16 protein-coding genes and 1 pseudogene are annotated in these 13,616 nt (G+C 69.1%); 7 read left to right on the forward strand and 10 right to left on the reverse strand.

Going from position 1 to position 13,616, the window contains the following annotated elements; genetic code table 11:
* Positions 1 to 24: 24 nt before the first annotated feature.
* The 6 genes and pseudogenes from R2D22_RS00225 to R2D22_RS00250 form a co-directional block, all read right to left on the reverse strand.
* Positions 25 to 555, reverse strand: a complete 531-nt coding sequence (locus R2D22_RS00225) for a nucleoside deaminase (protein ID WP_318099983.1) — start codon at positions 553 to 555, stop codon at positions 25 to 27.
* Positions 556 to 650: 95 nt separating this feature from the next.
* Positions 651 to 1,271 carry a flavodoxin family protein gene (locus R2D22_RS00230; protein WP_318109511.1) on the reverse strand — a complete coding sequence of 207 codons (621 nt, stop codon included), beginning with the start codon at positions 1,269 to 1,271 and terminating at the stop codon, positions 651 to 653.
* Positions 1,272 to 1,589: 318 nt separating this feature from the next.
* A pseudogene (locus tag R2D22_RS00235) lies at positions 1,590 to 1,700 on the reverse strand (IS5/IS1182 family transposase); the annotation flags it as partial.
* Positions 1,701 to 2,211: 511 nt separating this feature from the next.
* Complete coding sequence (locus tag R2D22_RS00240; RefSeq protein WP_318099985.1) at positions 2,212 to 2,388, reverse strand: hypothetical protein; 177 nt, start codon at positions 2,386 to 2,388, stop codon at positions 2,212 to 2,214.
* Between the two features lie 285 nt (positions 2,389 to 2,673).
* A complete protein-coding gene (locus R2D22_RS00245; RefSeq protein WP_318099987.1) occupies positions 2,674 to 3,405 on the reverse strand; it encodes a sporulation protein in 732 nt (243 codons plus the stop codon).
* 821 nt (positions 3,406 to 4,226) lie between these two features.
* The gene (locus R2D22_RS00250) at positions 4,227 to 4,685 is read right to left on the reverse strand and encodes an AraC family ligand binding domain-containing protein (protein ID WP_318099988.1); all 459 of its coding nucleotides are present in this window, start codon (positions 4,683 to 4,685) and stop codon (positions 4,227 to 4,229) included.
* 86 nt (positions 4,686 to 4,771) lie between these two features.
* Between R2D22_RS00250 and merB the strand changes: the two genes are divergently transcribed.
* The gene (gene merB / locus R2D22_RS00255; protein ID WP_318099989.1) at positions 4,772 to 5,479 is read left to right on the forward strand and encodes an organomercurial lyase; all 708 of its coding nucleotides are present in this window, start codon (positions 4,772 to 4,774) and stop codon (positions 5,477 to 5,479) included.
* A 161-nt stretch (positions 5,480 to 5,640) separates the two neighbouring features.
* On the opposite strand, the gene R2D22_RS00260 is transcribed toward merB, so the two are convergent.
* The 3 genes from R2D22_RS00260 to R2D22_RS00270 form a co-directional block, all read right to left on the reverse strand.
* A complete protein-coding gene (locus R2D22_RS00260) occupies positions 5,641 to 6,018 on the reverse strand; it encodes a PaaI family thioesterase (protein WP_318109513.1) in 378 nt (125 codons plus the stop codon).
* A 292-nt stretch (positions 6,019 to 6,310) separates the two neighbouring features.
* Complete coding sequence (locus R2D22_RS00265) at positions 6,311 to 6,595, reverse strand: hypothetical protein (RefSeq protein WP_318099991.1); 285 nt, start codon at positions 6,593 to 6,595, stop codon at positions 6,311 to 6,313.
* A gap of 437 nt (positions 6,596 to 7,032) precedes the next feature.
* Entirely contained in the window at positions 7,033 to 7,218 is a 186-nt protein-coding gene (locus tag R2D22_RS00270; RefSeq protein WP_318099992.1) for a hypothetical protein, read from the reverse strand.
* Positions 7,219 to 7,923: 705 nt separating this feature from the next.
* On the opposite strand from R2D22_RS00270, the gene R2D22_RS00275 reads away from it, so the two are divergent.
* The 6 genes from R2D22_RS00275 (at position 7,924) to R2D22_RS00300 (ending at position 13,101) form a co-directional block, all read left to right on the forward strand.
* Positions 7,924 to 8,526 (forward strand): hypothetical protein, encoded by a 603-nt coding sequence (locus tag R2D22_RS00275; RefSeq protein ID WP_318099994.1) that lies wholly within the window; start codon positions 7,924 to 7,926, stop codon positions 8,524 to 8,526.
* Positions 8,527 to 8,588: 62 nt separating this feature from the next.
* Positions 8,589 to 8,801 (forward strand): hypothetical protein, encoded by a 213-nt coding sequence (locus R2D22_RS00280; RefSeq protein WP_318099996.1) that lies wholly within the window; start codon positions 8,589 to 8,591, stop codon positions 8,799 to 8,801.
* Positions 8,801 to 8,959 carry a hypothetical protein gene (locus R2D22_RS00285; protein WP_318099998.1) on the forward strand — a complete coding sequence of 53 codons (159 nt, stop codon included), beginning with the start codon at positions 8,801 to 8,803 and terminating at the stop codon, positions 8,957 to 8,959. The genes R2D22_RS00280 and R2D22_RS00285 overlap by 1 nt, the downstream gene beginning before the upstream one ends.
* Before the next feature lie 1,313 nt (positions 8,960 to 10,272).
* Complete coding sequence (locus R2D22_RS00290) at positions 10,273 to 10,656, forward strand: bifunctional DNA primase/polymerase (RefSeq protein WP_318109514.1); 384 nt, start codon at positions 10,273 to 10,275, stop codon at positions 10,654 to 10,656.
* A 237-nt stretch (positions 10,657 to 10,893) separates the two neighbouring features.
* Entirely contained in the window at positions 10,894 to 11,448 is a 555-nt protein-coding gene (locus R2D22_RS00295) for a hypothetical protein (protein WP_318100001.1), read from the forward strand.
* Positions 11,449 to 12,312: 864 nt separating this feature from the next.
* Positions 12,313 to 13,101, forward strand: a complete 789-nt coding sequence (locus R2D22_RS00300) for a hypothetical protein (protein ID WP_318100003.1) — start codon at positions 12,313 to 12,315, stop codon at positions 13,099 to 13,101.
* 211 nt (positions 13,102 to 13,312) lie between these two features.
* Here the strand turns inward: R2D22_RS00300 and R2D22_RS00305 are convergent, their stop codons facing one another.
* Positions 13,313 to 13,519 (reverse strand): hypothetical protein, encoded by a 207-nt coding sequence (locus tag R2D22_RS00305; RefSeq protein WP_318100005.1) that lies wholly within the window; start codon positions 13,517 to 13,519, stop codon positions 13,313 to 13,315.
* Between the last annotated feature and the right edge of the window lie 97 nt (positions 13,520 to 13,616).

The following is a 13,616-nucleotide window of genomic DNA, read 5'->3' on the forward strand; positions in this document are numbered from 1 at the left end:
CTGAGCCGGAGCCGATCTCGCTGGTCAGCGCGGGTTCATCGGCTGTACCACCAGCAGACGAAGAACCTTTGTTGCTCCCCGTTCCCTTGTCGGCCGCCGCTGTTCCAGCGATGCCGAGGAGGAGAGGCAGCCGCACGTCCGGGCCCGTGAGGGAGCCAGCGAGGGCCGTGCCTGCAGATCCTGAGGGAGGACGGCGACCCGCACCCCGTGCTCGGCCAGCCAGTCGTGGCCGCCGTGGAAGGTGCGGGCCTCGCCGACGACGACCCGGGAGATGCCGAACTGGCGGACCAGGCCGGAGCAGTACCAGCAGGGGGAGAGGGTCGTCACCATCGTGGTGCCGCGGTACGAGCGCTGCCGGCCGGCGGCCCGGAAGGCGGCGGTCTCCGCGTGCAGGGACGGGTCGCCGTCCTGTACCCGGCGGTTGCGGCCGCGGCCGAGGAGCGTTCCGTCGGCGGCGTAGAGGGCCGCCCCGATCGGGATCCCGCCCTCGTCCCGCCCGGCCCGCGCCTCCGCGAGGGCGATGCCGAGCCACTGCCGGGCCAGTTCCTGATCCATGCGGGGAGCCTTCCCGAGGCGCCGGGCTCACGCCTCCGTCGGAGGGCTGCTCTGCCCGGCGGCGGGCAGGAGGGACCGCGGACGGGGCCGGGCCGTCACGCGACGGCGTCGGCCGCCTCCTCGTAGGGGAAGCGGGCGAGTGGCGTCTCGCTCGCGAAGAAGGTCCTGGCGCGGGTCATCGCGCTCTCGTCGGCCCGGACCCGGCCCGGGCGGGAGGCCGTTCCCGTCAAGACGCCGCCGAACCGCATCCGCAGGTAGGCCGCCGAGTGGCTCAGGCCGGTCACCAGGCCTTCCGCGACGACGTGGGCGTCGTCCGCCATGGCCGTCACGCCCCACAGCGTGCCGCCTGCCATACGCTCCTTGAAGTCCGAGCCCGGCACGTTCAGCCAGCCCGACCAGTAGTCCAGATAGCGCTTGGTCTGCGCGGAGAGGCTGTACCAGTACAGCGGCGAGACGATGACGATGTCGGTGGCCTGCACCGTGGCTCGCAGCAGCAACTCCTCGACCTCGTCCGCCTGCCGACCGGCCACCTCGTGCCGCCCGTCCTGGAAGTCCGGCAGGTCCAGCCGGTTCAGGTCGACCCAGCGCTGCGGGATGTCGGAGGGCAGGTGCGCGGCGGCCGCCCGGGCCAGGATCTCGGAGTTTCCGTCGGCGCGGGAGCTGCCGAGGACGAAGAGGAACGAGCGGTCCGTGCCGCTCGCGGCGTCGAGGGTCATGTCTGCTCCGGTGTCGTCAGGGGTGTTCCGGTGCCAACTGCGCCCCGCCTGGGAGTATTCCGGAACCATCGGCCATCTACTCCGCCGCGGTACCCGCCGCGCAGTACATCGCCGCGATCCTCTCCGATCCGCGCACCGCGGCCATCGGTGCGTACGGGCACCCGCCCAACGAGATCCGTCAGCGCTCGCTGCGCGCGGAGTTGCTGATCTGGCTGGGGTCGCTCGCGTCGCACGCCGACGAGAACGTGAAAGCGTACGCATCATTCGGGCATGTCCCGTCACCAGAAGAGGAGACGATGCTCGCGCTCCGGCCGGCCCGCCGTTGTCGCGTTGCCGGCAGGCGCGGAGGATCTTGTAGTGCTTCATGCGCGCGAAGGCGTGCTCGACGCGGGCTCGCACCCGTCGGTGATCGGCGTTGTCCTCTTCCTCGCATAGTCGACGGTCACGGAGCCGACCGGGGCCAACAACCCGAGCCGGCCGGTGATCAGGTCGAAGTCCGTTCGGCGGACACCGAGCCGGCGCGCGGCCTGGTCCGGGCCCAGGGGGACGTGCCGGTCGAGCAAGGCGAGCAGGTCCGGCGGCGGGCGAGCGCGGCCACCTGGTCCAGGTGGACGTCGGGGAACTGCGTGTCGCCGCCGAGGTAGACAGCAGGCCGGCACGGACGAGGTGGCCGACGGCCGCCGCGGTCACCCGCGGCCGGAGGATCAGGAGCGGCACCCCCAGGGCCTGCGTCAGGCGGTCTGCTGCCGCCCCGGCACCGATCGGGCCCCGCAGCGCCGCGCGCACGGCCTCGGTGAGAAGCACCGCTTCCATGACAGTGGCGACCGTGACGGTGCACCACCCCATGACAGCGGCAACCATCCGGACGCCTCTTCCGCGTCAGCAGCAGACTCCGCCCCTAACCACCTGACCAGCACAAACCCACCAGCCTGACGGGCCGTCACCGCCAACCCTCACTGACACCGAACCGGCGCATCGTAGCCAGAAGGGCGCTGAAGCGGTGCGAGGTGAGCAGGTGGGCGCGCAGCAGGGTGAGGTGGGTGATCGGGGCGGCCAGGATGCATGCGGCCACGACCGACCAGGCCGGGCCCGGGTCGAGCGGGCGGTAGCCGGCCACGGGGACCGGTTTACCCAGGGCGGCGCGAACGTCGAGGAGTTCGGCGACCGTGGTACAGGTCCGCCCGGGCGCGGCGGACCCGACCCTCGACGAGATAGACGCACTGCCGCATCCGGCTGGCGGGTACAAGATCCCCCGCCAGTTGGTGATCGCCCCCGGAGATCCAGCGCTCCCCCGGCGTTAAGGCCGACTACCGGTGGGCGAAGGCGGTGGCGACGGAGGCGGGCTCCCAGAGTGATCCCGTGGGGGGCGGCGCCTGCCTCGCGTACCGCCCCCGGGGCGACCTCACGCCCCGTACTGCTTCTTCATGTGCGCCTCCAGCCGGGCGTTGAGCGCCGCCTGGTCGGCCGCGGCCTCCTCGTGGGTCAGGGTGAGCCGGGGAGCCCAGCCCCCCGCGCACACGTCGATGAACTCGGGCAGGGTGACGATCATCATCTCCAGCATCGCAGGCCGGTAGCCAGGGGGGAAGGCGAGCTCGAACTCCTGCCACCAGTCCACCTCCTGTCGGGAGTTCATGGCCCGGCCCGGCTTGACCTCGGTGTCCACGTGCTGGAAGCCGAGCGCCTGGTAGGCCCGCAGCACGGCCGCCTGCGAGGGCAGGGCGTGCACCTCGACCTCGTCGAGGTCCCCACGGTCCACGGCATTGTCGATCGCGAGCTCGGTACGGACCGCGCTGTACGCGCCCCTGAGCCGCTCCCCGTCGGAGTGGGTGAGCGGCATGCCCAGCGGCAGCCGGAAGGTGAATGCGTGGGTACGGACTTCCCCGGCGGCCAGCGTGAAGGGCGCACCGAACTCCCGGGCCTCCATCACGTGCAGGTAGCGGGCCTCGGCCCCGTGGTTCTCGAAGCGGACCACCAACTCGGCCTGGAAGCCCTCGATCTCCACGTCCACGGCGCCGCCGCGGACGGTGACCGTGCCGGACAGCTCCTGGCCGGGCTGGACCTGGTGCTCGTCGAGCACGGTCTCGACCTCAGGTGCGTTGACACCCAACGCGCTGAGGAACTTGCGGAACGCCATACGGCATACCCCCCTGAGAGAAGGCCGGAACCGGCCTTGATGATGATCGCGGACCACGCTATCCGGTCGGCTTCCGGCCGGACAGTGCCGGGCCGGGCGGACACACCGGCCGCGCTGCCGGACCCTCAGGCCGGCGGGTTCCCGTCCAGGAAGCGGGCGATGAGGGTGCTGAACCACTCGGGGCGTCGAGCCAAGGAAAGAGGTTCCCGCCCGGCTGGACCTCGTACGTGCCGGACGGGAAGGCCGTAGCAAGTTGGGCGACCACGCCTGACACCACGCCTCAGGCCCACACGGACGACAACCAACCTTCACCGGAAAACGACAGACACCTTCACCAACAAAACGACACCCCCACGACCCCACCCAACCCCCACCACCACCAGCAAAGACACCTCAAGCACCCAGTGCAGACAACCGACGCATCCCACTGCAACTCACACGACGCCCATCAAGAGACTGCCGAGATCCGTCAGGAGCTGCTCGACATCGACGCTGCCGCCCAGCAGCTCGGCCACCCCGACTTGTGACCGCCCCCGAACTCACCCTGACTGAACCCTCTTTCGAGTGACCCTGACGGGCTCAAGGACTGGCTGGTCACCCGCGGCGGGACTACCAGACGGGGACCACCCGTTCTGGTTGACCCCGGCGCCGCAGGCTTCGCGTCGCCACCCCCACTGCATCCTGCTTCGATGATGTGCAGGAACCTGTCGCCTGGACGTGCACGGTCCTCGACGGCGGTGAAGCCGCGCGGGGCCTCATCTTCGGACCCCTTTGGGTCCATCGTGAACGGCTCGCACCGGCTCAAGGGCAGAAGCCCGTAGTCAGAAGCAGGACCGCGGCGGTGAGGCGTTCCTCGACGACCAGGCGGGGCGCGTTCTCGGTGACCGCGGCGTGGAGGCGGGCGACGGCCCGGGACAGGGCCGGGTTGTCCACGACCGGGGTCGCAAAGAGCGGCAGCCGGCCGTGCCGGGCGCGGCGTCGGCGAGTACGTCCCGGAGGTGGTCTTCGCCCAAGTGCAGCATCCGGTAGCGGTAGCCGTGCTCGACGGCCGACTGCCCGTCGTGAGGGTCGTCCGGATTGAACGCCATGACCAGCCCGGCCGCGCTGACGTACCGCCCTCCCCTGCACGCGAAAGACTGTGCACCGTGATCGGTCACGCCGAACGAGTACGTGTCGTGGGCGTGCATCGGATACGCGTACTGCTCGAAGCGGGCGTCCAGGGCTTCCAGCGCGAGCCCGGAAACCCGCCAGTAGGCGGCGCGCTCCCCGGAAGACGTCATGTCCCCATTGTCCCGCACGAGCGTTCAAGCCCCTGCCCACGGCGCACGCTGGACTCATCGCCTCCATCAGCGAAGGAACCACACGCATGACCGAGAACGCCCCGACAGCACCGGTGAGCCCCCACGAGACCGAGCGGGTGCGCCTGGCCGTCTACCGCGGATTCGCCGGCACCGGAAGCGCACCGAGCGTGCCGGAGCTCTCTGCGCTCACCGCACTCGCCCCCGACCGGGTACGCCAGGAACTGCGCACCCTCCACACACGCCACGATCTGGTCCTGGACCCGCAGGACGAAGACCAGATCGTGATGGCCCACCCCTTCGCCTCCGTACCGCTCGGCTTCTCCGTCATGGGGACGCGCACCCTGTGGTGGGGCGGCTGCGCCTGGGACTCGTTCGCCCTGCCTCACCTGCTCAAGGACGAGCCCGACGTGCTGGTCGCCACCCGCTGCCCGGCCTGCGACACCCCGCACGCCTGGGTCGTCGGCCGCAAGGCGCCCCCGAAGGGCGACCAGGTGGCCCACTTCCTCACCCCCATGAGCCGGGCCTGGGACGACGTCGTACACACCTGCGGCAACCAGCGCCTGTTCTGCTCCACCGAATGCGTCGACACCTGGCTGCACAAGACGGGGCACGACCGCGGCTACGTCATGGATCTGCCCACGCTGTGGCGCTTCGCCAGTGATTGGTACACCGGACGCCTGGACGCGGGCTATGTCCGCCGTGACCCCGCCGCCGCGGCCTACTACTTCGCCGAAGTCGGCCTGCACGGCTCCTTCTGGGGCCTGCCCGACTGAGGTCCGCACTCCGTCCTTCGCTCAGCGCGGACCCCAGCCCGGCCAGGCCCCCGGCCATGACAGGTGGAGCATCTCGGCCGATACAGGTGCGTGGTCCTGGTCGGAGTGCCAGAGGATGTGAGGTCGGTGACGGCGGCACGTGCACGATCAGCGCTGCGCCGTTACTGGCCGGGCCTGACCACGCGGATCAGGGTCTGCTGCCCGTTGGCGACCAGCTTGCGCGCCCCGTCGCCCTGGACGCCGTAGACCTCCAGCTGACAGACGGTCAGGGTGCGTCCGGGCTTGAGGACGGTGCCGATCGCCTCCAGGTGGTCGCCACCGGCGGGCGCGAGGAGGTTGATCTTGTACTCGACGGTGCGGACCTCGGAGTCCTCGTCGAACAGGGTCAGGGCCGCGTAGCCGCCGGCGCTGTCCGCGATCGCGCTGGTGGCCCCGGCGTGAACGTAGCCGTGCTGCTGGGTCACCTCAGGCCGGGCCGGGAGCACGATGTGGACGCGGCCCGGCCCGATGTGGGTGAGGCGGGCTCCGAGGTGGGTCATCAGGCCCTGCCGGTCGAAGCTGTCCTGGACCCGCTTCCGGACCGCCGGGCCCGCCTGCTCCAAGACGCCTCGAACTCCACAACACCTTCATCGCGTCGGCATGCAGCCTCATCTGCTGGCGCCGGCTCAAGAAACCCCAACCATGATCGTGTTTCAGGGTCACACGACGCAGTTCGGAGCTTGAAGCAGCCTTGCAGATTCATCAACGCATTGGTCGCCATCCGGAGCTGCCGCTCCCGGATCGGCCGCCGCCGGGTGTGGTGCCACCACACGCCGGACTGGGCACACTGATCTACTGGGCGGACACCTTGGTGAGCACCAGGGACCACGACCCATCCGGAGTGCTGAACGCTACCTTCCCTCCGCCGCGCGCGTAGAGCTGGACACCGGAGACCTCACCGATGCCACGCTCATCGATGTCCAGGTAGACGAAGTCGCTGGCGCTGCTGTCGACGAACTCCCATTGGCCGTGGAAATCGGCGGGGTCGGACTGCACGTCTGTCGACAGATCAGTGGCGGTGAATGTGCCGTCGGAATCGAGGGTGATCTCGCCGCCGGTCTTGCCGTTGCGGTACACGCCGGGAAGCTCGTCGGGGTCGACCGAGTACGCACACCCTGAGATGAGTACCGAAGAAGCGGCCAGTACAGCGACGGACCACCGTCCGACCATACCCCTGCTCATCCTGTCCCCCTGATCATCACGGCCCCAGCGTATCGAACTGCCGAATCGTCACACTGGTCACCCCGGCCAGGAAGCCTCAACAAGATCGTGTTACGAGCTCCAAGTGAACATCCCGCCACCGGACTATCCCCGCGGGCGACAGGGCACAGGCTCTGCGCCCCGCCGGCTCCAGTCCACCTGCGTCCCATGACCATCCCCCGCACATGCGGGGAACGGCCGGCGCGGCATGTGAGGCGGTCAGCGCTCCCACCCCAGCGGCAAGTTCCTCTGAGGACGGCACGGCTCGGTCCTCGACAACATCGACCTCCTCAGCTTGCCGACCTCCCCGTGTTTCAGCAGGGGCCCTTGTCCTGGCCCGTGCCGCATACCGAGCCGGGATCCTCGTAGATCGAGATCAGGAAGATGACGAAGGCCACCCCTGCCACCACTGTGCCTATACGCCACAGCAATTCGACACGCTTCCGCCGGTCCTCGTCATGCTCGTGCTCAGCGCGATCACCGCCGCTGTCGCCACTCATGGTCCCCCCTCGGATGAGTGCGGCGGAGCCATACCCCGAATGCACGAGCGGCAACCGCGTCAGCGCGCCTGACCGAGCCGCAGCGCCGCGCCGGAGGTGATCGACACCCGGGGACCATCCCCGTGCGCGCGGGGATGGCCCCTGATTGATCGAGCGTCAGGAGAGAACCTGTCATCAGGTCGCCCCTGGCTGAGTCAGCCTCACCCGAGCTGGGGCCCCGGTTTGGGCTCATGCTCTCCGGAGCCGAGCCCGTCCGCGGCCGCCCCCACGTGCCGATCGGTAACTCGATGTGGCCAGTCCACAGAACCCTGAGCCAGGACCGAGACTCCTGCAACAAAGCCAAGCAGCGCAGTTCGAGGAACCGCCGCGGCACGTCGAACTGGTCATCAGCGGGCCTCGGCCCGGAGAGTGCGAGATCGGCTGCCGACGATGCGGGAAGGCAGTCCGTCCGTACCCGGCAGGATGGCGGTGTGAGGAGCATCGGCCGTGACCCTGGCGAGGCACGTGACCTAATCGGCTTCGGTCGCGTTGACCGGGTGGCGCGTGCACTCCCCTGTCAGGAGAAACCGCCTGCGGGGCCAGACCCGCCCGGCCTGGCCCCGCCCCCGCTTTGCGACCCTCTCTGATGACTGGATTCCGCCCGGGGTGTCGGTGGCCGCTGGGATACTCGGACTTCAGACTGGTGATCATCAGGGGGAGGGGTCGATGTCTGGATTCGCGAGGGATCCGCAGTACTACGGCGACCGGCTCGTGTACGAGCCCCTGGAAAGCAAGTGGAGCCGCTACCACGCGACGCACTGCGGCTGCGGGCAGGACTGGCTGACTGCCCATGCCATCCCCGCTGGATTCACCGTCATCCCGCGCGGCAAGACCGGCTACTACGGTCTGGTCGGGCCCGGGCTGACCGAGGGTGTCGACGAGCAGGCCCTGACGGCCAACGCGCTGTGGGAAGCCGTCACCGGCAAACCAGGCACTCAGACCTGGCACGAGACCGTTCATGTCACCTGCCGGAGCCCTGAGGCCGAAGCTGCGCGGAAGGCGGAGAACGAACGCATCTACGGGCCGCGGCGGGAACGTGCCGCGAAGGCCAGGACCGAGCGGGCCACGGACAAGCAGCTTGCGTACCTGGCGAAGCTCGCGGAGACCGCAGGCAAGGAGCGGTTTGACGCCGAGTTCTTCAAGGTGATCAAGGGCACCGACATCAAGCCGCGAGCTCCCCGCGAGCGGATGACCACGGCGTCCAAGAGGCTGACCAAGGCGGCGGCACGGAAACTGATCGGTGCCCTCGTCGCTCTGGAGACATCCTGACCAGACCCACGTGGCGGGCTGCTGCGCTAGCCTCGGGGTGTACGCGACCGGCGGAGGACCCGATGGCGCACCTGACCTTCGACGAGGACGAGACGCGGATGCTTCGCGACTCCGCCCGTGAGCGCGCCGCGGACGGCGACGGTCTCCTCGCGTACGCCCTCCAGCAGCTCGCGGCCGAGGGCGTCGACCTGACGAAGGTCACCCCGTATGCCGAGGTGCAGGCGCGGTACGGCCTCGGAGACGCCGACGCCGCCCGAACGCCCGGCACCGCCTGATGGCACCCAAGCACGGCCCCTGGCGGGCGCACGTCGTCCTCCACGACGTCGCCGAACCGCAGATCGACGCGATGGCCGACGCCGAGCGCGAGGTCCTCGACGCCGCGATCGTCCGCCTGTCCCTCGACCACCGGATCGGCACCCGCGTCGAGCACTAGCTCGAGTGGGAGTACCGCGACGACCGGGTCCGCGTCGTCTACATCCCGACCGTGGTCGGCACGATCATCCTGGTCGCCTACGTCGAGGTCGAATGACCCAGCCCAACCGTTGGCCAGAGGCCGGTACAGTCCCCTCTTCGGCGGGCTCACGTTCTGGTGATCACTTCTACAACCCGTCGCCTTCGCGCCCCTGGCTCCAGCGCTCTGGACCAGGGCGTGGTACATCAGCAGTACGGCAGCGGCCGGCGCCGGGCTACGGCTGGCTGTCCTCGCAATCGCGTACGCGGGATTCTGAGCCAGCCGCGATCAGCTCGTGCGCGAAGCTGGGCCGCTCCACCTTTCTCTGGTCCTGCCGAGACCTCTCCGCCCGAGGCATCGTCCACGCCCCGCTTCAGCGCCCCGGCCTGACTGAGTGACCCGATCTTGAACGCGCTGGAGCGTCGACGCGCGGCGTGGCGCATGGTTGCTTGATCACGAATCCATGCATGGTGGCGACATCCTCAAGAGGGAGCGCGCATGGGACAGGAGTCGCCGCCAGGTACGGGCGAGCCGGAAGACAATGGGCCCCTGGCCAGGTCCGGGACAGCCGTCTTCAGAGCTGGCAGACGTTGCTGGCCGCGCTCGTTGCTGCGGCGGTATCGCTTATCGGCATCCTGATCACGAGGGGTCCCGACACCGGGTCACAGCCGGACCCAGCCCCGACAACCACTTCTCCCGAGCCGCAACCGGTCGAGGCCTACATCACGAGGGTGCAGTCGGGCCCCCACCCCAGACTCCCCTCACCGGCCGTGTTGTTCCATCTTGAGGGAAAGTTCAAGAACCTCGAGCCTGGAACAGCTGTGGTCGGTCTCCTGGGGCCCGAGATGACGGCCGGCAGTACACGACAGTGGGTGGTGGCGAACGCCGTCCTGGACAGAGCGCGGAGTACGTGGAAGGTGGACCTGCGGCTGCAGCGTCCAGGCAAGCAGGTCCTCTATCAGGTTGGCACCGCCTCGGAGGAACTTGGGGGGCACTGCACTGCCGAGACCGAGTGCCTCCTCGCTGACCAGCCTGAAGGCCCCACCGAAAGCGCAACGGCCAGTGACCCGCCGGATGAAGGTGATCAAGCCACCCCTGGCGAGTCGAGCGGTACGGAAGAACCAGCATCCTCGATGGACGAGTTCACCCCAACCACTCCCCTCACCGACGCAAAGACGGGGCAGACGTATTCATTGCCCCCACCTGGCCCCGGTCCTTGAAGGCGAATTAGTCGTTGCGCAGGGGCTCGAGGGTTCGGCGGGACGCTTTCACTCGACTCGCTGGCCGGGGCGAACATCGGCGTCGCCTGCCGACGGTCCCGCCTGATCGTCCTCGACCTCGACGTGAAGCACGACGTCAACGGCATCGAGACGTTCTCCTGGCACCTCGCGCGGTGCCGGGAGCCGTGGCCGGACACGCTGACGGTCGCCACGCCGTCCGGCGGCCGCCACATCTACTACCGGGCCCGCTCCGGCTGGACAGTACCCAGCTCGTCCTGCGACCGCATCCGCCTCGGCCCTGGCGTCGACGTTCGCGCCCCGGGCCGGCGGCTCGGCGGGTACGTCGACGGCCCCGGATCGGTCGTCGACGGCTGGCGGTACGAGGTCGCCGTCGACGCGCCGGTGCAGCTGCTGCCGGTGTGGGTGGCCGAGTTGATTGGCGGCCGCCGAAACGGCTGACCACAGGCCACGGGCCGCTACGGTGTCCCGAGGCGGTTCACCCTTTGGGGTGGTGGCTTTCGTCGGCCCGCTCCTCGCGCCCCCGATCCGCGCTCTGGACGGGGGCGCAAGCATGGCCGCGCGGTGGTCGGCTCGAGGTGCGTGATTTTCTGGGCGGCAACGTCGCCGAGGGCCAATGTGCCCGCCAAACTGAGGAGTTGACCATTGGCCGGGAGCGATCTGACCACATACATGCAGATGAGCACCGAGTTCGCCGCTGCCATGGTGACGGTGATCCCCGTGACACTCCTGCTGGGCGGTGTGGAGATCAACACACTGCAAGCACGCCGACGCCAGGAGGCGGAGACGATCCAGGGGCTCATCGAGGCGGCCGCGGACCGCATCCTGGCTCGGCTGGCGGCGAGCGAATCGCCTGACCAGAGGGACCTCTCCATCGTCTCCCGCAAAGGCCGCCACGATTTCCATGAATACACGGTGCTTCAGATGATGTGGGGCATCTACACCGTCGCGGGAATCCTCGCCGAGATGTACCTGGTCATGTGGCTCGCTCTGGCCGAGGGGCCTAAAACGCCGTGGGCGGCGAACGCAGTCGCGTGGATCGGGGTGTACGGCTTCTTCCTCGTCCTCTTCTCGTCCGCGACCTTGCTCATGAGTCAGAGGCAGTACCAAAGCGAGGTAGTAGCCTGCTCACCTCTGCCGACCTCGGAGCACCCTGCTGTAGCTGCCGCGGTCGCGCTCGGAGCAGGCACCAACGTCGTGCCTCCTCAGCCTGACCGGCAAGCATCCAGCTGACTCCGAGACGAACCAGGTCCCCAGCCAGCCCAGCTGCGCTAGCCTCGACGAAGCACCCGACCGCCGGAGGAACCGATGGCGAACCTGACCTTCAACGAGGCGGAGCAGCGCGGGCTGCGCGAGGCCGCCCGTACCGAGTTCCCCGGGAACCCTTCGCTGGCCTAGGTCCTCGAGAACCTCGCCTCCGAAGGCACAACGAAATCCTCCACGACGACTCCCTCGCCTTCGCCACCGACGACAGGTACCCCGAGTCCGACCACGCCCCCGTCGTCGCCACCTTCCACTTCGACGGACGCCATAGCCCTCCACCCCTGACGTCCCGTGTCGCGGCCGGCCCGACCCGCCTCCACCAGGTCCGGCCGCTCGCAGTTCGCCGGATGCACGACCCGGACCAGCTCCTGATCGTGCAGCTCGAGCTGGGAGTACCCCGACAGCGGCGAGCGGATCGGCTGTCTGACCTGACATTCACGGCCGCGCCGTGAACGGAGGACTCATCCCCTGAACTTGACGGCATAGCAACGTGAGGTGTCTACGTTGTCCGCGTGGCGCGTGCACGCCTCGCACGACGGGGTGCGTCACCCGGGGGCCTGGACCCCGCCCGGCCCGGGCCCCCACTCGTTTCCCGTCGGCTTCCCGCACGAGGCGTCGAAGCCGTATCGCATGGACGACGGCATCATCCGCACTATCGCGCGAGCACGTCACCGTGGCCATCCTTGTCAGGGCACACCGGCACCCTGACCGTCCTGGCCATCGCCTACGCCACCGAGGTGTAGCCGACCACTGTCGGCGGTGCTGGAAGTGGGTCGAGTCGACCTGGAACTGATCCCGGCGCTCGCTCCCGGCTGCGAGTGAGATCCTGAACGGATGACCGAGACATCCGCAGCTCTGGCAACCGCCCGGTGGCCGCTGACCGCGGCTGGGGAGATCGAATGGCTGCGGGAGCTGGCCGGCGACGACGGGCTCACTGGCTTCATGCCCCCAGCGCTGCCCGATGCTGCATGGGTGCTCCATTCCATGTATGAACACGAACTCGGGCCCACCGACATGTCCTACGTCGCGTACCAACGAGCCGTGCTCAATGGCGGCGGACCGGAGATCATCCCGGGCCTCGACCCGGCGGAAGTGTTCGCAGGCACCGTAGGCGAGCGCCCCGGACCTCGTTGGCGCCGGCTGCTCTGGGCGGAGCTCGCACGGCGGACCCGTGATCCCCTCGTGCCCGAAGGGCAACTGCCCTGCTACCGCTCCTTCCCCTCGCTCCGGGAGCCGGACGGCTGGCCAGTCGGCATCACGGGGCCGTCCGAGGGCAGTCTGGACCGAACCGACTGGAACCGACTGGTCGACATCCTCACCAAGCACAGCCCCCAGGGCGCGGGAACCCGCTGCCTGGCCTACTACAGCCCGCTGTTGCACGGAGCCGAAGACTTCGTCAACCTGCACGTCCGGGCCGGCGCGCTCGCGGACGCCAAGGCCTTGTACGACCACCCCGAAGAGGACGGTTGGACCCCGTCCAATCTCTGGGCCCAGGACCGGTCCTGGGTCCTGTGCACGGACTACGACCTCTGGGCCACCAAAGTGGCGGGCCCCGCCCCGCTCGTCGAGGCCCTCCTCAGCGACACAGCAATCGAGGCCGTACGACTGCCCTGGGCCCCCTGATCCTCTCCTGGGTGGGAAATGCAGATCCGCGACCTCGGCGCCCTGAGCTGGCTTCCCCCTTCCAGTCGGCGTCTGTAATGGCCTCCTAGGCAGGGGTATGGGTCTCGCGACCTGCGCGTTCACCGGGCATGGGGACTTGAAGTCAGGCTCTGCCGTCCTGCTGCATATGGATCAAGGAATAGCCGCTCTGGTAGCAGGCTTCTCGGGTGCGTTAGGGGCCTTGGCCGGCGCGGCTGTCGGAGGTGTCGCTGCCGTCCGCGGTGCACGGACAGCGGCACAGTCCGCACGTCAGCAGGTACGTGATCAGGCGGCGGTGGAACATCAGCACTGGCTGCGCGGGCAGCGCCAGGAGGCCTATGCGCAGTGCACCGGTGCCGTAGAGCGATGCCTGGCGGCGAGCGAGGCGGCCTTCTCTCACGACGCGGATGCAGCACGGGTGGCCAGTGCGCGCGAAGCGCATGCGGGGTACGACACACCACACTCGATGATCTCCCATTCTGAAGATCTACCCGGCG

It is taken from the genome of Streptomyces sp. HUAS YS2 (assembly GCF_033343995.1).
Taxonomy (GTDB): domain Bacteria; phylum Actinomycetota; class Actinomycetes; order Streptomycetales; family Streptomycetaceae; genus Streptomyces; species Streptomyces solicathayae.